Origin of the sequence: Qipengyuania sp. (assembly GCF_965277845.1) — a bacterium.
GTDB lineage: Bacteria > Pseudomonadota > Alphaproteobacteria > Sphingomonadales > Sphingomonadaceae > Qipengyuania.
In genome coordinates this window covers 2,895,574-2,921,021 of sequence record NZ_OZ255844.1, presented here as the reverse complement: position 1 = coordinate 2,921,021, position 25,448 = coordinate 2,895,574, and the positions used below count along the sequence as shown (strand labels likewise).

Annotated in this window: 24 protein-coding genes; 11 read left to right on the top strand and 13 right to left on the bottom strand. The window is 64.0% G+C overall.

Annotated features, from left to right (window positions below; all coding sequences use genetic code 11):
- Positions 1–312: 312 nt before the first annotated feature.
- The 5 genes from trpB to purB form a co-directional block, all read right to left on the bottom strand.
- Positions 313–1,530 (bottom strand): tryptophan synthase subunit beta, encoded by a 1,218-nt coding sequence (gene trpB / locus ACQY4G_RS14270; protein WP_291171871.1) that lies wholly within the window; start codon positions 1,528–1,530, stop codon positions 313–315.
- 87 nt (positions 1,531–1,617) lie between these two features.
- Positions 1,618–2,259, bottom strand: coding sequence for a phosphoribosylanthranilate isomerase (locus ACQY4G_RS14265; protein WP_421991833.1), 642 nt, complete (start codon positions 2,257–2,259; stop codon positions 1,618–1,620).
- A 10-nt stretch (positions 2,260–2,269) separates the two neighbouring features.
- Positions 2,270–2,944, bottom strand: a complete 675-nt coding sequence (gene pyrF / locus ACQY4G_RS14260) for an orotidine-5'-phosphate decarboxylase (protein WP_067689789.1) — start codon at positions 2,942–2,944, stop codon at positions 2,270–2,272.
- Positions 2,941–3,294, bottom strand: coding sequence for a DUF1049 domain-containing protein (locus ACQY4G_RS14255; RefSeq protein WP_421991831.1), 354 nt, complete (start codon positions 3,292–3,294; stop codon positions 2,941–2,943). Before ACQY4G_RS14255 ends, pyrF begins: the two co-directional genes overlap by 4 nt.
- Before the next feature lie 59 nt (positions 3,295–3,353).
- On the bottom strand, positions 3,354–4,664 hold the full coding sequence (purB, locus tag ACQY4G_RS14250; protein ID WP_421991829.1) for an adenylosuccinate lyase: 1,311 nt from the start codon (positions 4,662–4,664) through the stop codon (positions 3,354–3,356).
- A 208-nt stretch (positions 4,665–4,872) separates the two neighbouring features.
- On the opposite strand from purB, the gene ACQY4G_RS14245 reads away from it, so the two are divergent.
- Positions 4,873–7,647: a DUF3857 domain-containing protein gene (locus ACQY4G_RS14245; RefSeq protein WP_421991827.1), complete on the top strand. Its 2,775-nt coding sequence runs from the start codon at positions 4,873–4,875 to the stop codon at positions 7,645–7,647.
- A gap of 137 nt (positions 7,648–7,784) precedes the next feature.
- Positions 7,785–9,995 (top strand): FAD-dependent oxidoreductase, encoded by a 2,211-nt coding sequence (locus ACQY4G_RS14240; protein ID WP_421991825.1) that lies wholly within the window; start codon positions 7,785–7,787, stop codon positions 9,993–9,995.
- Here the strand turns inward: ACQY4G_RS14240 and radC are convergent.
- Complete coding sequence (gene radC, locus ACQY4G_RS14235; RefSeq protein WP_421993674.1) at positions 9,992–10,702, bottom strand: RadC family protein; 711 nt, start codon at positions 10,700–10,702, stop codon at positions 9,992–9,994. The two genes, ACQY4G_RS14240 and radC, sit on opposite strands and share 4 nt — an antisense overlap.
- Before the next feature lie 60 nt (positions 10,703–10,762).
- Between radC and ACQY4G_RS14230 the strand changes: the two genes are divergently transcribed.
- The 8 genes from ACQY4G_RS14230 to ACQY4G_RS14195 all read left to right on the top strand — a co-directional run bounded on the left by ACQY4G_RS14230 (position 10,763) and on the right by ACQY4G_RS14195 (position 17,332).
- On the top strand, positions 10,763–13,990 hold the full coding sequence (locus tag ACQY4G_RS14230) for an intermembrane phospholipid transport protein YdbH family protein (RefSeq protein ID WP_421991823.1): 3,228 nt from the start codon (positions 10,763–10,765) through the stop codon (positions 13,988–13,990).
- A gap of 32 nt (positions 13,991–14,022) precedes the next feature.
- Entirely contained in the window at positions 14,023–14,190 is a 168-nt protein-coding gene (locus ACQY4G_RS14225) for a YnbE family lipoprotein (protein ID WP_369815348.1), read from the top strand.
- A gap of 11 nt (positions 14,191–14,201) precedes the next feature.
- Positions 14,202–14,591, top strand: a complete 390-nt coding sequence (locus ACQY4G_RS14220) for a YdbL family protein (protein ID WP_157075076.1) — start codon at positions 14,202–14,204, stop codon at positions 14,589–14,591.
- A gap of 161 nt (positions 14,592–14,752) precedes the next feature.
- Entirely contained in the window at positions 14,753–15,073 is a 321-nt protein-coding gene (locus ACQY4G_RS14215) for an AtpZ/AtpI family protein (protein ID WP_067689776.1), read from the top strand.
- A gap of 85 nt (positions 15,074–15,158) precedes the next feature.
- Positions 15,159–15,917 (top strand): F0F1 ATP synthase subunit A, encoded by a 759-nt coding sequence (locus ACQY4G_RS14210; RefSeq protein WP_421993672.1) that lies wholly within the window; start codon positions 15,159–15,161, stop codon positions 15,915–15,917.
- 39 nt (positions 15,918–15,956) lie between these two features.
- Positions 15,957–16,184 (top strand): F0F1 ATP synthase subunit C, encoded by a 228-nt coding sequence (locus ACQY4G_RS14205; RefSeq protein WP_040964046.1) that lies wholly within the window; start codon positions 15,957–15,959, stop codon positions 16,182–16,184.
- An 82-nt stretch (positions 16,185–16,266) separates the two neighbouring features.
- Positions 16,267–16,761, top strand: coding sequence for an ATPase (locus ACQY4G_RS14200; protein ID WP_067689772.1), 495 nt, complete (start codon positions 16,267–16,269; stop codon positions 16,759–16,761).
- Positions 16,754–17,332, top strand: coding sequence for a hypothetical protein (locus ACQY4G_RS14195; RefSeq protein WP_421991821.1), 579 nt, complete (start codon positions 16,754–16,756; stop codon positions 17,330–17,332). The genes ACQY4G_RS14200 and ACQY4G_RS14195 overlap by 8 nt, the downstream gene beginning before the upstream one ends.
- Positions 17,333–17,490: 158 nt before the next feature.
- Here ACQY4G_RS14195 and ACQY4G_RS14190 read toward each other — a convergent pair whose 3' ends face one another.
- The 7 genes from ACQY4G_RS14190 to aroA all read right to left on the bottom strand — a co-directional run bounded on the left by ACQY4G_RS14190 (position 17,491) and on the right by aroA (position 24,922).
- Positions 17,491–18,456, bottom strand: coding sequence for an NADPH:quinone oxidoreductase family protein (locus tag ACQY4G_RS14190; RefSeq protein WP_421991819.1), 966 nt, complete (start codon positions 18,454–18,456; stop codon positions 17,491–17,493).
- Between the two features lie 184 nt (positions 18,457–18,640).
- The gene (gloB, locus tag ACQY4G_RS14185) at positions 18,641–19,396 is read right to left on the bottom strand and encodes a hydroxyacylglutathione hydrolase (RefSeq protein ID WP_291171817.1); all 756 of its coding nucleotides are present in this window, start codon (positions 19,394–19,396) and stop codon (positions 18,641–18,643) included.
- 180 nt (positions 19,397–19,576) lie between these two features.
- The gene (rpsA, locus tag ACQY4G_RS14180; RefSeq protein WP_421991817.1) at positions 19,577–21,280 is read right to left on the bottom strand and encodes a 30S ribosomal protein S1; all 1,704 of its coding nucleotides are present in this window, start codon (positions 21,278–21,280) and stop codon (positions 19,577–19,579) included.
- Between the two features lie 386 nt (positions 21,281–21,666).
- Entirely contained in the window at positions 21,667–22,614 is a 948-nt protein-coding gene (locus ACQY4G_RS14175; RefSeq protein WP_421991815.1) for a bifunctional helix-turn-helix transcriptional regulator/GNAT family N-acetyltransferase, read from the bottom strand.
- 72 nt (positions 22,615–22,686) lie between these two features.
- Positions 22,687–23,307, bottom strand: coding sequence for a (d)CMP kinase (locus ACQY4G_RS14170; protein WP_421991813.1), 621 nt, complete (start codon positions 23,305–23,307; stop codon positions 22,687–22,689).
- Positions 23,304–23,564 (bottom strand): CBU_0592 family membrane protein, encoded by a 261-nt coding sequence (locus ACQY4G_RS14165; protein ID WP_291176852.1) that lies wholly within the window; start codon positions 23,562–23,564, stop codon positions 23,304–23,306. The genes ACQY4G_RS14170 and ACQY4G_RS14165 overlap by 4 nt, the downstream gene beginning before the upstream one ends.
- A complete protein-coding gene (gene aroA, locus ACQY4G_RS14160) occupies positions 23,561–24,922 on the bottom strand; it encodes a 3-phosphoshikimate 1-carboxyvinyltransferase (protein ID WP_421991811.1) in 1,362 nt (453 codons plus the stop codon). Before aroA ends, ACQY4G_RS14165 begins: the two co-directional genes overlap by 4 nt.
- Positions 24,923–25,039: 117 nt before the next feature.
- Between aroA and ACQY4G_RS14155 the strand changes: the two genes are divergently transcribed.
- A complete protein-coding gene (locus ACQY4G_RS14155) occupies positions 25,040–25,384 on the top strand; it encodes a TIGR02300 family protein (RefSeq protein ID WP_067689751.1) in 345 nt (114 codons plus the stop codon).
- Positions 25,385–25,448 lie beyond the last annotated feature (64 nt).

Here is a 25,448-nt window from a genome sequence, read left to right as displayed (position 1 = left end):
TAGGACAGCTTCAATACTACCGTCGCCCCGGCCCCCGAGCCGGGGTCCCGCTATCTTCAGCGAGGCGCCGGAACAAGCTGGACCCCGGATCAAGTCAGGGGTGACGAGTTCCAGTTCGATAAATATCAAACCTTCAGTCCAAGAGATTTGTGAAAGTCAAAAGTAACCAGATAAATGCACCTGCAGCGACACTTACGACGACATGACGAAACCACTCGACCGGTTCATCTCTAAAATAATTCAGAACCGAAAACCACAGCAGCGAAGTTGCCGCAACGAGCAAGGCGGTCGGCAACGCTTTACGAAATCTCGTCAAATCTCCACTCCCAGCTTCTCCGCCACCGTGAAGATGTCCTTGTCGCCGCGTCCGCACAAATTGGCGAGGATCACGCTGTCCTTCGGCATATCCTTCGCGCGCTTGGCCACGGCGGCGATGGCGTGGCTGGGTTCCAGCGCGGGTATGATGCCCTCGGTGCGGCAGAGAAGCTGGAAGGCCTCGAGCGCCTCCTCGTCGGTGACGGCGGTGTATTCGACGCGTTCCATATCCTTGAGCCAGGCGTGTTCGGGGCCGATGCCGGGATAGTCGAGCCCGGCGCTGATCGAGTGGCCCTCGGTGATCTGACCGTCCTCGTCCTGCAGCAAATAGGTCTTGTTGCCGTGCAGCACGCCGGGGACACCGCCGAGCAGGCTCGCGGCGTGCTCGTCGCCATCGAGACCATGGCCCGCCGCCTCGACGCCGAGCAGCTTGACCTCCGGATCGTCGAGGAACGGATGGAACAGGCCGAGCGCGTTGGAGCCGCCGCCGATGCAGGCGACCGCGAGGTCGGGCAGGCGACCGGTGCGATCGAGCATCTGCTGGCGTGCCTCCCTGCCGATAACGCTTTGGAAATCGCGTACCAGCTCGGGATAGGGATGCGGCCCTGCGGCGGTGCCGATGATGTAGAAGGTGTCGTGGACGTTTGCGACCCAGTCGCGCAGCCCTTCGTTCATCGCGTCCTTGAGCGTGCCGCGCCCGCTCGTGACCGGCACGATCTCCGCACCCAGCAGCTTCATGCGAAAGACGTTGGGCGATTGCCGCTTCACGTCCTCCGCGCCCATGTAGATCACGCAGGGCAGGCCGAAACGCGCGCAAACCGTGGCCGTGGCGACGCCGTGCTGGCCCGCGCCGGTCTCCGCGATGATCCGCGTCTTGCCCATGCGGATCGCCAGCAGGATCTGGCCGATGCAATTGTTGATCTTGTGCGCGCCCGTGTGGTTGAGCTCGTCGCGCTTGAACCACACCTGCGCCCCGCCGAGCGCCTCGGTCAGCCGCTCGGCGAAATAGAGCGGGGAGGGGCGACCGACGTAGTGCTCCAGCAGGTCATCGAACTCGCGCTGGAATTCGGGATCGGCCTGCGCCGCGCGATATTCACGCTCAAGGTCGAGCACCAGCGGCATCAGCGTTTCGGCGACATAGCGCCCGCCATAATCGCCGAAATGGCCGCGTTCGTCCGGCTGGTTGCGGAAGGAGTTGGGAGTGGAATCGGTCATCGCGACATCCAATGCCGCCCTGTCCGCGTGAAGTCGAGACAAGATAGGTTGCGATTGTAGTATCGTGTCTTGCTTGTCGCGAACCGGTCAGGCGGCGCGCACCGCATTGCAGAATGCGGCAATTCTTTCCGCATCCTTGACCCCCGGCGCGCTCTCGACGCCGCTGGACGTGTCGACCAGCGGCGTGCCGGTTTCCGTAATCGCCTGGGCTACATTCGAAGGGCTCAATCCTCCCGCCAGGCCCCAACCGGTCTTGCCGCGGTAACGCGACAGCAGCGACCAGTCGAACCGCAGCCCCATCCCGCCGGGCAGCGCTGCATCCTTGGGTGTCTTGGCATCGAAAAGGGTGAGGTCTGCAACACCGCGGAAGTCCTGCGCCGCCGCGACATCGTCTGCGGTAGCAACGGGCAGCGCTTTCCAGACCGGGAGACCGAAGCGTTGTTTAACCTGCGCTACGCGCTGCGGCGATTCTCCACCATGCAGCTGGATTGCATCGAGGCGTGCCGCGTTTACACCTTCGGCGATTTGGCCATCATTCGCATCCACGAAAAGACCGACCCGCCCGATCGTCGATCCCGACCGCGCCGCCAGCGCCGCCGCTGCATGGGCATCGACATGGCGGGGCGAGGGCGGGAAGAAAACGAAGCCGACGAAATCGGCCCGCGCGGCGATGGCCGCGTCGAGCGCGTCGGGGGTCGAAATTCCGCAGATTTTGATCGCGACGGACATGAGGCTGGAGCTAGAGCGTCGCCTCGATCTCGCGCGCGGCCTGGGCAGGGTCCGCCGCGCGACTGATCGGGCGGCCGATGACCAGCACGCTGGCGCCATGGTCGCGCGCCTGTCGGGGAGTGACCACGCGCTTCTGGTCGCCGACCGCGTTGCCTGCGGGACGCAGGCCGGGGACGACGAAGAAACCATCCTTCCACCGGTCGTGGACCGATTTCACTTCCTGTCCCGAACAAACGATCCCGTCGAGCCCGCTTTCCTGTGCCAGGTCCGCCAGGCGCATGACGTGATCGTGCGCATCGCCTTCTATTCCGGTACGTTCCAAGTCGCGCTGATCCATACTGGTCAACATGGTGACACCGACGACCTTGGTGTTTTCTCCCGCAGCGGCCTTCGCATCCTCCATCATCGCCCGGCCGCCGCTCGCATGGATCGTGACGATTTCGGGTTCGAGACCATGTATCGCGTGCATCGCACCCGCGACCGTGTTGGGAATGTCGTAGAGCTTGAGGTCGAGGAAGATCGGCAGGCCGAGCTGGCCGATCATATGCACGCCGTGCGCCCCATGCGCGCAGAAAAACTCAAGCCCCAGCTTGATTCCGCCGACATGCCCCTTGACCTTCTTCGCGAGAGCCACGCCGTCGTCGAGGCGTGGAACGTCGAGAGCGAGGTAGATCGGATTGGTCATGCCGGTTTCGACGGTTCGGGTTCGACCGGATTGTCCGGCTCGGGAGCACTCTCTTCGGTCGGGCTGTCGGTGGCTGTCGTCGGTGCGGATGCCGGCGCCGGCGTCGCCAGTCGGTTGGTTGCCGCCTCAAGAGCACTGATGCGCCGCGCCGCCCGCCACTTGCTCGCCCGGTGGAGCAACCACATCGGAACCAGGCCGAGCAGGAAGGCGACGATTACCAGCGCTGGCAGCTTGGTCTCCAGCACGAGGTTAGACCAGATCTGCACTTCGACCGGCTTCCAGTTGAAAAAGCTGAAAGCCAGCAGCGAGAAGAGCAACAGGGCCCAGACGATGGTACGCACGATCTGCATGGAGCGATGTCCCCTCTTGTGTATCGTGACCGGATGCTAGGCTGCGGTGACCTGCGCGTCTAGCCGAAGACCCTCGCGAAGATGGTGTCGACATGTTTGAAGTGGTACTCGAGGTCGAATTTCTCTTCGAGTTGCGCTTCGGATAGGGCCGCGGTGACTTCATCGTCCTGCTTGAGCAGGTCGAGCAGCTTCAGTTGTCCGTCGGACTCCCACACTTTCATCGCATTGCGCTGGACCAGGCGATAGGCGTCCTCGCGGCTTACTCCGTTCTGGGTCAATGCCAGCAACACGCGCTGCGAATGGATCAGGCCGCCCATGCGGTCCATGTTGGCCTGCATGCGGTCGGGATAGATCAGCAGCTTGTCGACCACGCCGGTGAGGCGGGCGAGCGCGAAGTCGAGAGTGACGCACGCATCCGGTCCGATGAACCGTTCGACCGAGGAGTGCGAAATATCGCGCTCGTGCCAAAGCGCCACGTTTTCCAATGCGGGCAGGGCATAGGCGCGGATCATGCGCGCCTGGCCGGTGAGGTTCTCGGTCAGGATCGGGTTGCGCTTGTGCGGCATCGCGCTCGACCCCTTCTGGCCGGGCGAGAAGTATTCTTCCGCTTCGAGCACTTCGGTGCGCTGGAGATGGCGGACTTCGACCGCCAGTCGCTCGATCGATCCGGCGATAACTGCGAGCGTGGAAAAGAACATGGCATGGCGATCGCGCGGGATGACCTGGGTGGAGACGGGCTCGACCGACAGGCCGAGCTTGTCGGCGACATGCCGTTCCACTGCGGGATCGATATTGGCGAAGGTGCCGACCGCGCCGCTGATCGCACAGGTCGCGATTTCCTCGCGCGCGGCGATGAGGCGGGTCTTGCAGCGATCGAACTCGGCATAGGCCTGCGCGAGCTTGAGGCCGAAGGTCACCGGCTCGGCGTGAATGCCATGGCTGCGGCCGATGCTCGGGGTGTATTTATGCTCTTCCGCGCGGCGCTTGATGGCCGACAGCAGGTCGTCGAGATCGGCGAGCAGGATATCGGCCGAGCGCGCCAGTTGCACTGCCAGCGTGGTGTCGAGCACGTCGCTCGACGTCATGCCCTGGTGCATGAAGCGTGCTTCGTCGCCCACGTTTTCGGCCACCCAGGTCAGGAAAGCGATCACGTCGTGCTTGGTGACCGCCTCGATCGCATCGATCGCCTCGACGTCGATCTTGGGATCGGTCGCCCACCAGTCCCACAGCGCCCTGGCCGCACTATCGGGCACGACTCCCAGTTCGCCGAGCTTTTCGGTGGCATGCGCCTCGATCTCGAACCAGATGCGGTACTTCGCTTCGGCTTCCCAGAGGGCAGTCATTTCGGGGCGGGCGTAACGGGGGACCATGTGTGAACTCCAGGTGCGCTCTGGCGGGATTCGCGGGATGCGCGGCGGCTAGGCGGAGCGGCCCGGAATAGCAAGGTTCGCGCATTGCATCCGAAGCTGTGTTGTGCGCGCCACTTGGGGCGATGAAACGGTTCACCTTTGCGACGAATTCTTGTGAGGAAGCCGCAAATACCATAGGCTTGCTGAAAAGAGGGGGAGTTCCAAAAACTTGTTGTACCGTTCGTTTGTCATCGCACCGATGTTCGTTCTCGCTGCGCCTGCCATCGCAGGGGAGGAGGTCCGCTTCGTCGAGCCGCCGGCCTGGGTCGAGCCACTCTATGATGGTGGCATAGCTGAATCGCGCGAAGACGTGCCGCTTTACGACCGGCAGGTACGGCTCGAAGACGGGACGGTCACCCGCTATACCGATATCGCCTATCGCCTCGATACGACCCAGGCGCTGCAGCAGATGGGCACCATCCAGCTGGCCTGGTTGCCGGACAAGGGCGACCTGTCGATCCATCGCCTCCAGATCCTGCGCGATGGCGACATCATCGATCTCGTCGCGGACGGACTGCGTCCCGAAATCCTGCGCCGAGAGCGTGAACTGGAAAAACGATCGGTCGACGGTGCGCTTACCGCGGCTTTCGCGATTCCGGGGCTGAAGATCGGCGATGTGTTGCGCGTAACCTCTTCGACCAGCCTGCGCGACCAGGCGCTGGCGGGCGAGATGCAGGCGATCGAGACGATCCTCGCCGAACCGACCAAGATCGGATTGGGACGCCTGCGGCTCTCCTGGCCGGAATCCGCGCCGATACGCTGGGCGACGTTGGGCGATGTCGCGGATCCCGAAAGCTGGAGCGAAAACGGCTTTACGATACTGGATTTCAACCTGCCGGTAACGCAGCCTGCAGCGATGCCTGATGATGCTCCGGGCCGTTTCAAGGTCTCGCCGCACATTCAAGTCGGCAGTTTCGCCGACTGGTCGGATGTCTCGAGCACGATGGGCGGATATTTCGCGACCGAAGGCACCATCGCACCGGGCGGTTCGATCGCTCAGGAGATCGAACGGATCGAGCAGGCGGCCACGCAGCCGCTCGAACGTGCGGCCCTGGCACTGCGACTGGTTCAGGACGAGGTGAGCTACCTGCTGAACGGGATGGCCGGGGGCAACTATCTGCCTCAATCTCCGGCCGAGACCTGGGCCAAGCGCTACGGCGACTGCAAGGCCAAGAGCCTGCTGCTGCTGGCGATGCTCCGCGCCATGGAGATCGAGGCGGAGGCCGTGCTGGTCGACAGCCGGAACGGCGATGCGGTGGCGATTTCGCAGCCGATCCCGGGGGCTTTCGACCATATGATCGTGCGCGCGACTATCGGCGACAAGGACTATTGGCTGGATGGCACCAGCGCAGGCACGCGCCTTGAAACCATTGGGGAAGTGCCCGACTTCACATGGGCGCTGCCGCTTCGCAGCGAGGGCGCCGGATTGATACCCGTCGAACAGCGCTGGCCGAGCGTGCCGGACAGGGTGCTGAAGGTCACCTACGACATGTCGGCCGGTGTCGATATGCCGGTGCTCTATGCGGCCGATGTCGAGCTTCGCGGCATCATGGGCGCGCGCCTTCGCGCGCAGGCTGCCCGCGACGATCGTATGACGCTGGTCGGGGTCGCGACAAAATATCTCGAAGACGTGATCGGCGGGCTCGTCTACGACGCGCGCATCACCTACGACGATGAGGCCGGGATCGCACGCCTGGAAGCCGAGGGAATGACCTTCGACCAGTTCGGGTTCGATCGCGGAGTGGCCAGCCATGCGATTCCGGGGGCGACCGTCAACTGGAGCTTCAAGCCCGATCGCGCGCGCTCCGCCTGGCGCGACATACCCTATCGCACCGGCGGTCCGCTGACGATGCGGGAACACTGGACCTACCGCCTGCCCGAAGCTGCGGGCAGCATCCAGATGACCGGAATCGCCGAGCTCGACGAGACTGCGGCCGGGGTTCGCTTCAAACGCAGCACGAGGTTGGGAGACGGCATCTTCGAGATCGCCGATTCCACTTCCTATATCCCAGCCGAGATTCCGGCAGCAGAACTGGGCGATGCGCGCCGCGCCATGCGCCGAATAGCAAGCGGCGACCCCGACCTGAGATTGGAAAACCCGCAGCGGCTGTGGGAACTCGACGATCGGGCTATCGCCCGGCGTCTCCAACCGCACATCGATGCAGCATCGACGCTGATCGACCTGCAGGACGATATGGCGGCATTCCATAATTTCCGCGCCAGCCTGTTGAGCCTGGCGCGCGATTACGAGGCTGCGATCGCCGATTACGATCGCGCGATCGAACTCGAAGCGACCCCGGAAATGTACCTGTTGCGTGGCGAAGCCTATAATGCGCTGGGGGAATACGATGCCGCGCTGGCCGATGCGCAGACCGCGTTCGATCTCCAGGGCGATATCTCCTACGCTTCCAACCTCGCCATACAGCTTTCCCGCGCGGGCCGGGCCGATGAAGCGCTCGACCTTATCGACCGGCTGGGCCTCTCGGGCGACGAGGGTGTCGATGCCGAGATCGTCTGGTCGGAAATTGCCGGCCATGCCGATCGCGCCGCGGAAGCATGGGACCGATTGCAGGTCGCGCTCGACGAGCGCCCGGACGAGGCAGCCCTGCTCAATTCGCAATGCTGGACCGCAGGCATCTGGAACTACGAAGTCGAACTGGCCGAGGAGGTCTGCGACCGCGCGGTTGCGGTGTCGGGCAATTCGCCCGGCGTGCTCGATAGCCGCGCGCTCGCCTACTATCGCCTCGGCCGAAAGGACCGCGCCATGGCGGATCTCGACGCTGCACTGGCCCAGGAACCGGGACAGGCGGCGAGCCTTTTCCTGCGTGGTCTGATCCGTCTCGAAACGGGGGACAAGGGCGGTCGCGAAGACCTGGTCAAAGCACGCCGCATCAGCCCGGATATCGATCGCCAGTACAAGGGCTATGGCCTGGTACCGCGCTGACCGGGGCGGGCTTTGGCGAACTGCAAGCGATCGATCCCTGGGACCGGTCCGATTCGGCCTAGACCGATGCCGACGGCGCGTTAGCCTGTAACCGACCAGGTGCTGGACACGAACCTCTTCCCGGGAGGATGAGTGTCATGACCGCAGCGGGCGAAATTGGCGCCGGACCCAAGCGTGAACTCTTGCAGGAAGAGCGGTTTCCACCGCTTGTGCGCGTGACTTTGCGGCGCTGGGTCAAATGGTATCTTGGCGGCACCGAAACCTTCTGGCCCCTTACCGATTTCGCCACGCGGATATTCATCGGCCTGTGGTTCCTGCGTTCCGGGCTGGTGAAAGCGGCCGATTGGCAGACGGCGGTCTATCTTGCCGCGAACGAATATCCGGTCGGCTGGATGGACCCCGTGACCGCCGCAACAACGGGCCTTGCCATCGAACTGGTCGGGCCGCTGCTTTTCATCTTGGGATTCTTCACCCGTCCCGCGGCTCTGGCGATGGCGACGTTGATCCTCATATCGCAGGCAGTCTACGTCCCGACGACGACCAACCTCGTCATCGGTGCGATGCTCGCCTGGTACGTGTTTCACGGACCTGCGGCCATCTCGCTCGATCGGGTTCTGGCGACCGGCCTCAAGCGGAGCGCGCTGCCATTCGCGCGGCCCATCGGCATTGCCGGGGACTGGTCGCGCGAGAAGCTTGCGCCTGTCGCGATGGCGGCGATCCGGGTGTGGCTTGGTCTGACATTGCTTGCCCACGCCGGAGTCATCGAACCGTCGGTAGAGGTCCTCACATGGCTGCCGACAACGATCTTCTGGGGCTTTCCCGACTGGCTTGCGCTGGTCAGCGCTGCCTTCTTCGTTACCGGCTTCGGCGCCGTGATCGTATCCTACGGTCTCTTCATTCTGATCGCTGCCTTCATGGTAACGAGCGCGCATCCCAGCGTGACGCTTTTCCCGTTTCTCTTCCTCGCGATCTATGAGGCGCGCGGTGCGGGAGCCCTTTCGGTCGATCGCGCGCTGCTGGCGTGGATGGAAAAGAACATCCTTTTCGACCGCGACTACTCGGAAATTCCCGAAGACTGGCCCCACGTCATCGTCGTCGGTGCAGGCTTCGGCGGGCTCGCCGCGGTGGAACGGATCAAACGCCTGCCGGTGCGGATCACGTTGATCGACAAGCGCAATTACCATCTGTTCCAGCCCCTGCTTTACCAGATTGCCACGGCAACGCTCAATCCGGCCGACATCGCCACACCCATTCGCAGCCTGTTCCGCGGTGATGGCAACGTGCGCGTGATCAAGGGCGAAGTTCATGCCGTCGATACCGACGCCAGGACGGTCGCTTTCGCGTCCATCGGCACCGATGACCAAACTCTACGGTACGATAAGCTGCTCCTCGCGACCGGGGCTGCGCACAGCTATTTCGGGCGCGAAGAATGGCGCTCCTGCGCGCCGGGCCTCAAGACGATCGAGGACGGTGTTGCCGTGCGCGCCGCGATACTCAACGCTTTCGAAGAGGCCGAAGCCTGCGCGGATGAAGACCGTATCCGCCGCTTGCTCACCTTTGTGATTGTCGGGGGCGGACCCACCGGAGTGGAATTGGCGGGTGCCATCGCGGAGCTTGCGAAGGTCAATGTAAAACGGGAATTTCGCACCATCGATCCGGCGAGCGCGCGCGTGATCCTGGTCCAGTCGGGTCCGCATATCCTCCCCGCTTTCCCCGAAGAACTGTCGGTCAAGGCAGCCGAGTCGCTCGAGGATCTCGGGGTGGAAATTCGCACAGGCGGGCGCGTGACCGAAATCGCGGAAAATCACGTGCGTGTCGGCGAAGACGCCCTGATAGCGACCGAAACCGTCTTGTGGGCGGCCGGGGTCACCGCTTCGCCCGCTGCCCGGTGGCTCGACGCCGACAGCGACCGATCGGGCCGAGTCTTGGTCGATGAAAACCTTCTTGTGTTGCGTGGCGGAGAGGCCGTCCGAGACGTTTATGCCATCGGCGATACCGCCGGCAGTCATGGTTGGGACGGCAAGCCTGTCCCCGGACTTGCCCCGGCGGCCAAACAGGCCGGGTCATATGTGTCGAAGGTCTTGGAGGCCGAGTTGCTCGGCAGGCCGTGCCCTGGCCCGTTTCGGTACAAGCACCGGGGCAGTCTTGCGACAATCGGTCGGAAATCGGCAGTTGCCGACTTCGGGACCATCAGATTGTCGGGCAACCTCGCCTGGTGGCTCTGGGGCCTTGTCCATGTGGGTTTCCTCGGCGGTGTGCGGAACCGCCTGACGGTGATGATAAACTGGGCCTGGAATTTCTTCGCCCAACAATCGGGCGCCCGGCTGATTACCGGCGGGAAGGCTTAGATAAGCCCCTTTGCCCGCAGGCTGACATGCCCGTCGCGCCCGACGATCACGTGGTCGTGCACGGTTACGCCCAGCAACCGGCCCGCTTCGGCGATGCGCGCGGTGATCGCGATGTCGGCGCGGCTCGGTTCGGGATTGCCGCTCGGGTGATTGTGCACGAGGATCAGCGCGGTGGCGCCGATGTCGAAGGCCTTGCGGATCACCTCGCGCGGATGGATCGCGGCCTCGTCGATCGAACCTTCGCCCAGCATGTGATCGAGGATCAGGCGATTCTGCGTGTTGAGATAGAGCACCCTTACGCGCTCGTGATTGAGATGGGCCATATCGATCGCGAGATAGTCGAGCAGCGACTGCCAGCTTCCCAACACCGGCTTGTCCTGTACGGCTCCGCGCGCCATGCGCCTCGCGGCAAGGTTGACCGCATGGAGCGCAGCGGCACTGGCTTCGCCCATACCTTTCACCTGTTTGAGCGCCTGCGGATCTGCCGCCAACACGGCCGGCAACGATCCGAAATGCCGGATCAGCGCCTTGGCGAGCGGCTTGGTATCGCCCTGGCGGATCGCCGCGAACAGGAGGAATTCGAGCAATTCGTAATCGGCCAGCGCTTCTGCCCCGCCGGATAACAGCCGCTGACGCAGTCGACCGCGATGCCCCGCACCCGCGTGTGCTGGTGAAATTTTTCGATCCCCCGGCAACCATTCCCCCATGCACGGCGTTTCAAGCACTTGCATTGCCTTCGGCGAGCGCTAGGCGCAAGTGTGGGATCGATGGAGCGGGACGCAAACGACGATACTATGACGGTCGATACCGATCCCGTCCGCCGTGCGCGCTGGCGCCGGAAGCGCTGGGCGATCCCCGGCGTCCTGCTTGCCCTGCTTATCGTCGCGGGCATTGCCGTGTGGTTCTCGCGCGAAACGATCGTCGACGACATTATCCGCGACCAGCTCGAAGCCAACGGCGTCCCGGCAAGCTACACGATCGACCGGGTGGGTGGGCAGACGCAGGTCCTGTCGGACGTTGTTGTCGGGGATCCCGATGCCCCCGATTTCACGGCCGAGCGCGTCATCGTCGATTTGCGCCACCGCTTCGGCACGCCCGAGATCGGCGGTGTCACGCTCGTCGCGCCGAGGCTTTATGGCACCTATGTCGATGGCGAAATCAGCTTCGGCAGTCTCGACAGCCTGATCTTCGGGCCAAGCGAGGAACCTGCGGGCCTCCCGAATATCAATCTCGCGATTCGCGACGGGCGTGGGCTGATCGAGACCGAATTCGGTCCGGTCGGACTCAAGATCGTCGGATCGGGACTGCTGAGTCACGGTTGGGAGGGTCGACTGGCCGCGGTCGCGCCGGATCTTGCCTTGACCGGCTGCGAAACGGGGCGAACGAGCGCCTACGGCCGACTTTCGACGACTTCGGGCGAGCCGCAGTTTTCCGGGCCCGTTCGCCTGGCTTCGCTCACTTGCGAGGAGCCGGACCTCGCCCTCGCCGACTACGCGATGGATTTGACTGTCGCCGCCGACACGAGACTGGCCAATCCCTCGATCGAGGCGCGGATCGAGGGGGGAGACACGCGTTATGCCGAAAATTCGGCGTCCGCAGTGCTGGGCACAATCCGTGCGCAGATGCGCGACCGGCTGGTCACCGCACGGTTCTCGCTCGCCGCGCGGGGGGTCGAGACTCCGCAGGCGCTGGCAGCGGTCATGACCGCCGAAGGACAGTTGCGCGCCAATGACGGGTTCGCGCGCGTCCAGATGGACGGCGATCTCGAAGGCAACGGCTTGCGGCTCGGCCGCGATTTCGTTGCGGGCGTGGAAGGACTGGCGCGCACGGGCGAGGGCACTTTCATCGCGCCGCTTACGCGCAAGCTGGCGAATGCGCTGCAGGCGGAAACCCGCGGCAGCGCGCTCGATGCCGAAATCCGGATGCGGCTCGATCCCAATGGCTATTCCTTGCTGACACCGCGGGCGGAGCTTCGCGGAGGCAGCGGTGCGCGCCTGGTTTCGCTCTCGCGGGTCGAGATCGCTGCACAGGGTGGCGAGATGCCGCGAATCGCGGGCAACATCGCGACGGGCGGGGCGAATATGCCGCGGATCACCGGACGCATGGAGCGCAGCGAATCGGGCGGCTCGATCTTCCGCCTCGCCATGGAACGCTATGCTGCCGGATCGTCCGCTTTGGCCGTTCCGCAGATCGTTATCGCGCAGGGCAGTTCGGGGGCGCTGGGCTTTTCGGGCCGCGTCCTCGCCAGCGGCCCGCTTCCGGGCGGTTCGGCGACCAATCTCTTGCTGCCGGTGGAAGGACGCTACGGCAACCAACAACTCGCGCTGTGGCGCAATTGCATGGATGTGCGCTTCGACCGGCTGGAATATGCCGATCTCGCCTTCGAGAAGCGCGGGCTGACGCTTTGTCCGGTCCCCGGTCGCGCGATCCTGACCAATGGCCCGGGAGGCATGCGGATCGCCGCCGGGACACCGTCGCTCGACCTCGAAGGCTACCTTGGCGAAACGCCTATGAGGCTCACCACGGGACCTGTTGGATTTGCCTATCCCGGCGTGATGACGGCCCGCTCGATCGACGTTGCGCTCGGGCCGCCGGACACCGCCAGCCGCTTCCGCGTCGCAGATCTCGAAGCGCGCATCGGCGAAAACGTAGCGGGTACGTTCACCGATGCCGACGTTGCGCTCGCGGCAGTGCCGATGAATCTCAACGGGGCCAGTGGAAACTGGCGCTTTGCCGATGGCCGGCTGGCGATCGATCAGGGCGCGTTCACGCTGGTCGACCGCGAGAATCCGCCCCGGTTCGAACCGCTGGTTGCGCGCGGCGCGACCCTGTCGCTCGTCGACAATCTCATCCTGGCCGATGCCGAGCTGCGCAACCCGGCGAGCGATCGGCTCGTGACCACGGTGGACATCCGTCACGATCTCGCGAGCGGCGCGGGCCATGCCGATCTGGATGTGCCCGGAGTGCAGTTCGACCGCGGCTTGCAGCCCGACGAGCTTTCCCGTCTCGCGCTGGGCGTGATCGCCAATGCCGAAGGTGTCGTAACCGGTTCGGGTAGGATCGATTGGGCGCCGGACGGCACGATCACCAGCTCGGGCGAGTTCTCCAGCGACGATCTCGATTTCGCCGCCGCCTTCGGACCGGTGAAGGGGGCCAGCGGGACGGTCACGTTCACCGATCTGCTCAACCTGACGACTGCACCGAATCAGACGATCAGGGTGGGCTCGGTCAATCCGGGCGTCGAGGTCTTCGATGGCGAGGTCGCGTTCGAATTGCGCAATGGCGAACTGCTCGCCGTGTCGGGTGGCAGCTGGCCCTTTATGGGCGGCCAGCTGATATTGCGCGATGTCGATCTCAACCTCGGGATCAGCGAGGAACGGCGCTACATATTCGAGATCGTCGGTCTCGATGCGGGAACATTCGTTACCGAAATGGAGCTAGAGAACCTGTCCGCTACCGGCCGGTTCGACGGCACGGTCCCGATCGTTTTCGACGAGAACGGCAATGGCAAGATCGACACCGGCGTGCTGATTTCGCGTCCACCCGGCGGCAATATCTCCTATGTCGGCGAATTGAGCTATGAGGATCTCTCGCCGATCGCCAATTTCGCCTTCGATGCGCTCAAGAGCCTGGACTACTCGCAGATGCGGGTGATCATGGAGGGGCCGCTGACCGGTGAAATCGTGACCCGCGTCCGGTTCGACGGCGTCAAGCAGGGCGATGGCGCCAAGTCCAACTTCGTCACTCGGCGCCTCGCCGCGCTGCCATTACAGTTTCGCATAAACATCAAGGCGCAGTTCTATCAGCTGCTGACCAGCCTCAAATCGCTTTACGATCCCGCTTCCGTGCGCGATCCGCGCGAACTGGGCCTGCTGTCCGACGACGGCACACGCCTGCTGCGCCGCTCGATCACCGGCGAGGAAGCCGAACCCGACATCGATCCGGAAGATATCCTTCCGGATGAATCCACTATTCAGGAGCAGGAAAGCGAGTGAGGGCTATGACTCAAGCCAAATTGACCGGGAGGATGGCTGCCGCCATGCTTGGTACCGTCGCGCTCGGAGGATGTATTACGGTCAATGCGCCCGAAGAGCCGATCGTGATCGAGCTGAACGTCAACATCCGCCAGGAAGTGATCTACCGGCTCGCGGAGGATGCGGGCAATACGATCGAGGAAAACGCGGATATCTTCTGATGGGTGACATGATGAAATCAATAACCAAATCGGTTCTTGCGGCTACGGCTTTCGCCACCGCGCTCGGTGGATTTGCCGCGCCTGCCTTCGCCCAGCGCGATCCGGCATACGCCGCCGCGCGCGCCGCCGGTCAGGTCGGCGAAAAGATGGACGGCTATCTCGGCATCGTCGTTGCCGAAACGCCCGAACTGCGGCGCATCGTCAACGATATCAATATCAAGCGGCGCGCCGTCTATTCGGAGCGCGCGCAGGCCAACAACGCCACGCTTGAGGAATATGCGCTGACGGCGGGCTGCCAGGCGATCCTCGCGACCGCGCCGGGCGAGAAGTACCAGGCCCCCGATGGCAGCTGGCAGACGCGTGGCACTTCGGCGCCGCTGCGCGATCCGCGCTGCCCCTGACTTGATAGGTGCGCTAGCGACGTCCGTCGCAAGCTTTGTGCTGATCCGGCCAATCGCGCCGCACTCCATGTTGACTCGCCACCACCCCCCTTCTAAGGGGGCGGCGCCCTCGGCGGGCAAGTCCGTGCCCGTGCCGCGCAACCCCCTTCAAGGAGCAAGGCATGAGCGACGACGAGCCCGCACGGGAACCTATCGAGGAGGATGCGCGGATCGACGCGCTGGAAAAGCGGCTAGCGGCCGCCCAGCAGCGCGAAGAGCAGCGTAACCGCCCGCAAAGTTCCGGGGCCGATGCGAATTATCGCAGCGGCAACCGGGTCCTGGCGGACCTCCTTGGCGGGATTCTCGGTGGAACGGTGATCGGATATGCCATCGGCTATTTTACCGGCACCAACCCCTGGGGTCTGTTGGTCGGCCTGTTCCTCGGAATAGTGGTCGCCTTCAGGAACGTAATTCGTGCGGCAAACAAGCGCCCCGAGGAATGATCTCCCAAGCGGGAATTTCCGGGGCGTTGTTCTTAGGGTTTAGGGATTAGCAGACGTGGCAGCCGATCAAGCCAAAGTCGACCCGATGAAGCAGTTCGCGATCGAGCCGATCGCCGGAACGCAGGGTTGGGAAATTGCCGGCCTCAACATCGCCTTCACCAACAGTGCGATGTGGATGCTGATCACGACCGTGGTGCTGTTCTTGTTCGTGCTGGGTGGCATGAAGCGCGAGCTGGTTCCCGGTCGTTGGCAGATGATGGTGGAGACCTTCACCGGCTTCATCGACAACATGCTCGAAGCGAACATCGGCAAGGAAGGGCGCAAATACGTGCCCTATGTCTTCAGCCTGTTCATGTTCATCCTGATCGCCAACCTGATCGGCCTGCTGCCGCTGGGCCTCGTCGGCATCCACCCGTTCACCTTCACCAGCCATTTCACGGTGACCGGCGTGCTTGCGATCATCAGCTTCTCGATCGTGCTGATCGTGGGTTTCTGGAAGCACGGCGTGCATTTCTTCAGCCTGTTCGTACCCCATGGCACTCCGTTGCCGATGGTTCCGGTGATCGCGCCGATCGAGTTCATCTCGTTCATGGTACGCCCCTTCAGCCTCGCGCTCCGTCTCTTCGTTGCGATGATGGCCGGTCACGTGCTGCTCAAGGTCCTGTCCAGCTTCGTGATCGACGGTACCAATGCCGGTATCGGCTTCGGTGCGCTGGTCGGTCTGCCGAGCTTCCTGCTGATGATCGGGATCAGCGCCCTCGAAATACTGGTGGCGGGCATCCAGGCCTATGTCTTCGCCCTGCTCACCTCGCTCTACATCAATGATGCAGAGAACCTTCACTAAGTTTATCCCTCAATTGCCTGTTTTCCAAAGGAGTTTGTCATGGAAGTAGAAGCTGCAAAGCTGGTTGGTGCCGGTCTCGCTGCAATCGGTGCCGGCATGGCCGCCATCGGTGTCGGTAACGTCTTCGGTTCGTTCCTCGAAAGCGCCCTGCGCAACCCGGGTGCAGCCGACGGCCAGCAGGGCCGCCTGTTCATCGGCTTCGCCGCTGCCGAGCTTCTCGGCCTGCTGGCGTTCGTCGTCGCGATGATTCTGATCTTCGTCGCCTAAGCACGACTGCCGATTTCGCGCCGGCCGGGGAATGCCTCGGCCGGTGCCGTGAATTTATCGTACCCGCCTTTCGAGAGCTGCAATGCCCCAGATAGCACAGCTTGCCGATACATGGTCCAGCCAGGTCTTCTGGCTGCTGGTGTTCTTCGGCATCACCTTCTTCGTCATCGGCCGCGGCATGGTGCCCAAGGTGATGGAAACCGTCGCCCAGCGTGACGGCCAGATCGCCGCCGACCTCGCTGCCGCCAAGGCCGCGCGCGAGGCCGCCGACGAGCAGGAAGAAGCCTGGCGGGTGCGCGAGAACGAGAACCGCGCCGCGGCGCAGGCGATCGTCGCCAAGGCCAAGGACGAGGCTGCGGCCAAGTCCGAGAAGAAGCTGAAGGCGGCGCAGACGCGGCTCGACAAGAAGCTCGCCGAAGCCGAGACCCGTATCGCCGAGGCGCGCACCGCGGCACTCACGGAAGTGGAGTCGGTTGCGGTCGAAGCGGCTCAGGACATCGTCAAGACGCTCGCCGGCGTGAAGGTGACCAAGCCCACCGCCGCCAAGGCGGTGAAGGAGGCGATGGCTCATGGCTAATCCCGCATCCGATCTGCCCGAAGTGATCGCTACCGAAGCCGCTCAGACGGAAGCGGTGGTGGATATGGGCGCAGCCAAGCTCGTCGGCCCCGAACTGTGGGGTCTCGAGCCCTACCAGATCGTCTCCGTGGCGATGCTGGTCCTGTTCGCTTTCGCCTTCTTCGGCGCCAAGGTGCACAAGATCATCGGGGGCGGCCTCGACGGCAAGATCGCCGCGATCAAGGAACAGCTCGACGAAGCCAAGCAGCTGCGTGCCGAAGCCGAAGCGCTGCGTCAGGAATATGCCGACAAGATCGCCGGTGCCGAGAAGGACGCGGAAGCCATGCTCGCCAATGCGCAGCACGAGGCCGACGCGATCCTCGAGAAGGCCGAGGCCGACAGCAAGGCGATGGTCGAGCGCCGCAAGCGCATGGCCGAAGACAAGATCGCCGCTGCCGAGCGCGAAGCGGTTGAAGACGTGCGCAACCGCGCGGTCAGTGCCGCGACCGAGGCCAGCCGCACGCTGATCGCCTCCAAGCACGACGCGGAAGCGGACAAGGCGCTGGCCGACAAGGTCATCGCCGGGATCTGAGCGACTCTTGATCGAAGAACTTTGTAGAGGGCGGTCCTGCGGGGCCGCCCTTTTCGTATGTCGCGAGCCCCAGCGAAGGTCGGGACCTCAGGCACCAACGCGCCAACTCTCCTGAGACCCCTGCGTTGGCCGTCGGCCAGCTCCGCTCTCGCAAGGGATCACGGTTCAAGCACGATCTTCCCAACGATCTCCCCGCGTTGCATGGCCTCGAAAGCCTCTCGCCAGTCGGTGAGGGGAAGGGTGCGGTCTACATGGGGTCTGATGCGCCCCTCCGCAGCCAGCCGATCGACCGCCTCGGCAATACGCGCACCTCGATCGGGAAAGCGCCGCGAATATTCGCCCGCCCGCACACCGACGACCGAGAAGCCCTTGATCAGCGGGATGTTGACCGCGATCTCCGGGATGCGACCCGATACGAAGCCGATTACCAGCAGCTTGCCGCCGAAGGCCACGCAGCGCGTGCTCTCGTCGAATACGTCGCCGCCGATGGGATCGTAGACGAGGTCGCACAATTTCACGTCGGTCAATTCCGAGACGTCTTCGCGAAACCGGCCGGTGTTGAGTATGACGGCCTCGGGCCTGGCGATCCTGCGCAATGGCTCGACTTTGTCTTCGCGATGCGTCGCCGCGATGACTGTCGCTCCGAGAGCACGCGCAAGATCGCAGGCGGCAAGCCCCACGCCGCCGCTCGCGCCGTGGACCAGAACCGTCTGCCCCGCCTTCAGCCCGCCGATCTCTACCAGCGCGACATAAGCGGTATGATAGGCGGCGCCCATGGCCGTTGCCGTGGCGAAATCGAGATTCTCGGGCAATTTGCGCAGCGAGGCGGCAGGCAGGGCGACATAGTCGGCAAAAGCACCGGTCTTGGCCCCGCCGCGTACCCTGTCGCCGGGTTTGAAACCACTGCCTTCGGCCGCCTCGACCACTTCGCCCGCCATCTCGAGTCCCGAGACGAAGGGCGGCTCGGCTTTGAACTGGTACTCCCCTCGAGTCATCAGCAGGTCGGGATAGTTGAGCGAGGCGGCGCGAACGCGCACCAGCACCTCGCCTTCCGGCTGCTCGAGCTCGGCCAGCTCGACACCCGAAAGGTCGGGCGACAGCTTGCTGACAAAAACGGCTTTCATTGCTGCTGGGCCGGCAGATCAATAGTTACCGTATGTGACTGGGAATCAGGGGGAGCAAATAGCACAGCCATCCCTGCTACGATCCCTACCGCCCCCCAAGTGTATTTCCGCTGTCGAATGTCGGCAAAAGCCCGAGCAAAGCAATAGAGGGCTGCGCCAAGTAGCATCAACATCCAGAACATGTTCAGAAATGGTCCTTGGCGGTGCGCAGTGCGGCGAAGGTTTCGGCAGGGCTGTTGCCGCCCCAGCGATCGCGCAGATCGGCATCGTCGGCCCGCAGGAAGGGATTGGTTGCAAGTTCGCGAGAGAGAACCGTCGGGACCGTCGGCTCGCCCTTGGCGCGCTTCTCGTCGATCCGTGCGGCATAGAGGCGCAATTCGGCATTGTCGGGGTCGGCATGAAGCGCGAACTTGGCATTCGCCTGCGTATATTCATGCGCGCAATAAAGCAGCGTGTTGTCGGGCAGCTGGCGAATACGGTCGAGGCTGTTCCAGAACTGCTCCGGCTGGCCTTCGAACATCCGGCCGCATCCCAACGCAAAGACGCTGTCGCCGACGAAGGCCATATCAGCATCGGCGATGTGATAGGCGATATGGCCGTTGGTGTGGCCGGACACGTCGATCACGCGCGCCTGCCAGTCGCCCAGCGCCACGCTGTCGCCATTGCCTACAACGCGGTCGATCGGGCTGAGCTTCTCGACTTCCCTGGGCGCAATCACCTTGGCACCGGTTGCCTCGACGATGGCCTTGTTGCCGCCCGCGTGATCGGGGTGCCAATGGGTGTTCCAGATCTGCGAGATTTGCCAGCCCTTGGCCTCGGCCTGCTTGAGGTACTCCGCACCGTCGGGCGTATCGATCGCCGCGGTTTCGCCGCTGGCAGGATCGTGGAGGAGGAATCCGTAATTGTCGGACAGGCAGGGGAACTGGTGGACTTCGAGCATGGGTAATTTTCGGCCCTATCGCTGCGCTACGTGAGAGCGGGGAGCCTACGCGCCTTGGCCGATGTAGGAAAGGCCCGCCGCTCGATTGAGCAGCGGGCCTTCCTTTGTCGTCTGGATCCCCGCCTGCGCGGAGATGACGGTGCGGTAAGCGCCCGCTTCGCAGGCGCCAACCTGTTACCGTCAGTCTTCCTTCTTCTTCAGCGCTTCGCCGAGGATGTCGCCGAGCGATGCGCCCGAATCCGACGAACCGAACTGTGCGACCGCTTCCTTCTCTTCGGCGATCTGACGCGCCTTGATCGAGAAGTTCGGCTTCTTCGAGCGATCGAAGCCGGTAACCATCGCGTCGACCTTGCCGCCGACCTGGAAGCGGTCGGGGCGCTGTTCGTCGCGGTCGCGGCCGAGGTCGCTGCGCTTGATGAAGCCGGTCGCGCCGTCTTCGCCAACCTGCACTTCGAGGCCGCCATCGCGGACTTCGAGGACGGTGACGGTGACGGTTTCGCCCCTGCGCAGCGAGCCCGAAGCGCCTGCTTCGGTCGGCGCGCCCTTTTCCAGCTGCTTCATGCCGAGGCTGATGCGCTCCTTGTCGGTGTCGACGTCGAGAACGACGGCTTCGACCTGCTCGCCCTTGCGGTGCAGCGCCAGCGCGTCTTCACCCGAGATGCCCCAGGCGATGTCCGACATGTGGACCATGCCGTCGACGTCGCCATCGAGGCCGATGAAGAGGCCGAATTCGGTGGCGTTCTTGACTTCGCCTTCGACCTTCGAGCCGACTGGGTGCTTCTCGGCGAACTCTTCCCAAGGATTACGCTGGGCCTGCTTGAGGCCGAGGCTGATGCGACGCTTTTCGCTGTCGACCTCGAGGACCATGACTTCGACTTCCTGCGAGGTCGAGACGATCTTGCCCGGGTGGACGTTCTTCTTGGTCCAGCTCATTTCCGAAACGTGGACCAGGCCTTCGATGCCAGGCTCGATTTCGACGAATGCGCCGTATTCGGTGATGTTGGTGACGGTGCCCGTCAGCTTCATGCCGACCGGGTACTTGGCCGAAACGCCGTCCCACGGATCCGATTCCAGCTGCTTCATGCCGAGGCTGATGCGCTGGGTTTCTTCGTTGATGCGGATGATCTGGACGGTCACGGTCGCGCCGATCTCGATCATTTCGCTGGGGTGGTTGACGCGCTTGTAGCTCATGTCGGTGACGTGGAGCAGGCCGTCGATACCGCCGAGATCGACGAAGGCACCGTAATCGGTGATGTTCTTCACGACGCCGTCGATCACCTGACCTTCGGCCAGCTTGTCGATCAGTTCGCTGCGCTGTTCGGCGCGGGTTTCTTCGAGGACCGCACGGCGCGAGACGACGATGTTACCGCGGCGGCGGTCCATCTTGAGGATCTGGAACGGCTGAGCCATGTCCATCAGCGGGGTGACGTCGCGCACGGGGCGGATGTCGACCTGGCTGCCGGGCAGGAAGGCCACGGCGCCGTCGAGGTCGACGGTGAAGCCGCCCTTGACGCGGCCGAAGATGCGGCCTTCGACGCGCTTGCCTTCGCCGAATTCGTTTTCGAGCTTGTCCCAGGCGGCTTCGCGGCGGGCGCGGTCGCGGCTGAGCATCGCTTCACCTTCGGCGTTCTCGACGCGGTCGACATAAACTTCGACTTCGTCACCGACGCCGGGCGCGGTTTCGTTTTCGGAGCGCTGGAATTCCTTGAGGTCGACGCGGCCTTCGCTTTTCAGGCCGACATCGATGTGCGCCATGCCGTTTTCGATGGCGGTGACGGTGCCCTTGACGACGCGGCCTTCGAAGCCGCCGTCATCTGCGCCGCCGAGCTGCTCGTCGAGCATTTTCGCGAAATCGTCGCGAGTGGGATTGGCTGCAGTTGCCATGTGTGTAGTCCTAACGTTCGTTTTGCTACCGGCCACCGGTTTTCCCGGGGTCTTTACCCGTCTGCCTGCGCACCATTGCACGGGCCGTACGGGGCAAGAGGGCCGATGCCGCGCGGGGCCGGATGCCGTCGCACGGGTCCACTCAATCCAGAGATTGCGAGAACGGGCGCGCGCCTAGGCGAAACGGGCACGAAAGGCAAGTGAATTGCGGGAGCGTCGTCCGGAGACATGGACCGCATGTTACACCGTCCAGGGCGAAAACCGTCGCCGCCGGCTCGGGGGCGGAAAACGCCGGAATTGCGCGAGTTTCGAGGTCGGGCAAGGGCATCGGGCAGGTCATGCCAGCGCAGCCCCCCTGTAGGAAAGCGGCTATCGCCGCGATGCGGTCATCCTGTGTAGAGCATCGCGACATCGCAACGATCGTAGCGCGCGGCATAGCGCTCCATCACTGCCCGATCGTGTTCGAAGCCGAGCTTCTCGTACAGATGGATGGCCGGGGCGCACTTGCTGTTGGTGAGGAGGTAGAGCGTCTCGGCACCGAGTTCGCGCGCTCGCTCGATCGTCGCGGCGAGCAGGAATTCGCCCGCTTTCAGTCCGCGCGCGCTTTCGCGTACGCCCATCTTGGTAAGTTCGAAGGCGCCCGGGCCCGTCTTGAGCAGCGCGCAGGTGCCGACGATGCCGAGCCCTGCAGCTTCGACGAACAGGATATCGCCGCCTGCATCGATGATCCGCTCCTGCGGGTGCTCGAGGATCTCGCGGTCGGCCTCTTCCATCGCGAACATGTCCTCGATCCATGCACGGTTGATGTCGAAGAATTCGTGAGCGAGCGAGGGATCGTATTCGCGCAGGGAGAGGGGTTGCGGGACGATACGGGCGGCGCGTTCGGCGATGGAGGCCTCGGCAAGCGCTTCTTCGATAATCGCGAGCTGGCGAAGGAAGTCGCCATCGACGCGGGCGAGGATTTGCTCTGCCGCGGCGCCTACCTTCGGCCATACGTCGCTCGCGATGGTCTGCGCCATGCGCTCGCCTTGCTCGGTAAGCGAGATCATGCGGCTGCGCTGGTCCGCGCAGGCTTCGTCCGTGGCGAGGCCGAGCTTCTTCAGGTGCCCGATCGTGCGCGTCATGCCCGGCTGGCTGGTCCCGCTGGCTTCGGCAAGCTGGCCGACCGTCTTCGGACCCGTCCTCAGCGCCGCCATCGCTGCCATATGGCCGGGTTGCAGCGGGATACCCGCATCGGTCAGAACGCTGGCCGCGCCCGCCTGCATGCGCTCGCCAAGCCGCTTGAGGCGGCTGCCGAGAAAGGCGGGCCCCATCTGGGCAACGACATCGACCATGCGAATCTCCATAGCGTGATATATAACATGATATGGATATGGGCGAAGTATGGCAAGGGCGGGAGAGGCAGCTTAGGAAACAGCTTCAGTCACAGCCTCGATCGCGGCGGCGATGGCCTCGTCCTTTCCCAGCGCGCTGGTGTCGATCACCATCGCGTCCTCGGCAGGGATCAGCGGCGCCACTGCACGGTTGCGATCGCGCTCGTCGCGGCGGCGCAAATCGTCCTGGATTTCGAGCAGGGTCACGCCGGCCCCGCGCTCGCGCATCTCGACGAAGCGCCGCTGGGCGCGCGCTTCGACGCTCGCCGTGATGAACAGCTTCGCGTCCGCCTCCGGCGCAATGACGGTCCCGATGTCGCGTCCGTCGAGGATCGCTCCGCCATCTTGCGTGGCGAAGGCGCGCTGGCGTTCGTGGAGCGCTTGGCGGACCGCCGGATGGACCGAGACGCGGCTGGCGAGTCCGCCGGTTTCCTCGTCGCGCAATTGGGGATCGTCCAGCAGGCTGTCCGCAAAGCCCGTCGCCGCCAGCGCATCCTCGGCATCGTCGGGATTGCCGCCATTCAGCGAGACCTGCCTCCCGACCGCGCGGTAGAGCAGCCCCGTATCGAGATGCGGCAGGCCGAAATGCGCGGCCAGCGCCTTGGCAATCGTGCCTTTCCCGCTGGCAGTGGGTCCGTCGACGGCGATAATCATACGCCTGTCCTGCGCGCCCGCACCGCTTTCGCCAAGCCCCAGATGGCAATCGCTGCCCAGAATCCTTCGAGCACGAGGCTGGGCCAGTTGGTGTGCACCAGCAGCGAGACGGTCAGTAGCGCCGCGCCGGTGAGATTGGTGCCGTGCAGGATGAAGGGGTTCGGGTCTTCCTTCCACGTGAGATAGGCATAGGCGGCAATGATGCAGGCCATCCCGACGAAGCCGATGAGCGTATAGATGTCGAGCTGGTCGGTCACTCGGCCGCCTCGTCCAGCAGGGCGGTGAAATTCGGGAAACTCGTCGCGATCGGTTCGAGGCTGTCGATTTCGACGCCGTCGCGACTGACCAGTCCGGCGATTGCCATGCTCATGGCGATGCGGTGATCGAGGTGAGTGGCGATGGGGCCACCTCCGGCAAGGGGCTTACCCCCGGTCCCCTCGATAACCAGGCCATCGTCATTCTCCTCGACATTCGCACCGGCGAGGCTGAGCGCCTCGGCCATGGCCGCCAGGCGGTCGCTTTCCTTGACGCGCAGTTCCTCCAGCCCGCTGGTGATGGTCGTCCCTTCGGCCAGCGCAGCGGCGACGAACAGGACGGGAAACTCGTCGATCATGCTCGGTGCGATGCCGGGGTCGACCTCGATGCCTTTCAGCGCCGCATGGCGCACGCGCAGGTCGGCAACCGGCTCGCCGCCGACTTCGCGCGCATCGAGCCTCTCGATGTCGGCGCCCATGAGCTCAAGCACGCGGAAGATGCCGTCGCGCGTGGGATTGAGCCCGACGTTCTCGATCACGAGATCGCTGCCCGGCACCACGCTTGCCGCCACCGCGAAGAAAGCGGCGGAGGAGGGGTCGCCCGGCACGGTGATGTCGCAAGGCTTGAAATCGGCGGGGCCGTGAATGCGAATTACGCGCTCGCCCTCGTTCTCCTCGACCGTCAGTTCGGCACCGAAGCCGCGCAGCATGCGCTCGGTATGATCGCGCGTCGGCACCGGTTCGATCACCGTGGTGATGCCGGGAGTGTTGAGACCGGCGAGCAGCACCGCGCTCTTTACCTGCGCGCTCGCCACCGGCAGGCGGTATTCGATCGGCACGGCCGGTTGCATGCCCTCCATCATCAGCGGCAGGGTCCCGCCGGGGGAGGGGGTGAAGCTTGCGCCCATGGTCGAAAGCGGATCGATCACCCGGCCCATCGGTCGCTTCGACAGGCTGGCATCGCCGGTAAAGGCCGTGGAAATGCCGTGGCTTGCGACAAGGCCCATGAGGAGCCTGGTGGAAGTGCCCGAATTGCCCATGTCGAGCGCCTGTTCGGGCTGGAGCAATCCTCCGACACCCACGCCATCGACCACCCAGTCGTCACCGTCGCGCTCGATCCGCGCGCCCATGGTACGCAGGGCCGCTGCGGTCGCGAGAACGTCCTCGCCCTCTAGCAGGCCGGAAATGCGGCTGCGGCCTACGGCCAGCGCGCCGAACATGAGCGAACGATGGCTGATCGATTTGTCGCCCGGTACACGGATGCGTCCGGTCAGCGGTCCTGCGGGCATGAAGCGGTGAGCGGTCAATCGGGCGTCCCGGTGATGGCATGGATAGGGATGCGGCGCTTTGACAGCGCACATACGTTCTGGCAAGGCGCGCGCGCTGTTGATTCCTGCCCAGCGGGAACCCATCAAGACAATTACGAATTCACGACCCCGCGGCGCTACGCCGGGGGCGGCAGACTCTAAGGATTACACATGGTCAAACCTGAATGGGGCACCAAGCGGACCTGCCCGAACTGCGGCACCCGCTTTTACGATCTGAACAAGGACGATCCCGTCACCTGCATCGAATGCGGCGAAGAGTGGACGCCGGAACCGGTGCTCAAGTCGAAACAGCCGATCCTCGCCGAGGAAGAGAAGAAGGACAAGAAGGGCGAAGCCGACAGCGATCTGGGCGGCGACGACGACGACGACGATCTGGACATCGACATCGACGAGGACGACGATTCGCCCGACAATGAAGTCGATCTGGGCGGCGACGACGACCTCGGCGTCGAGACCAAATCGAAGGGCGACGACGACGACGCCGACGAAAGCTGATTTAGCTGTTGCATTGCGGGATGGCTGCTTATATTGGGCGCCTCCCGCAAGGGTGACGCGCCTC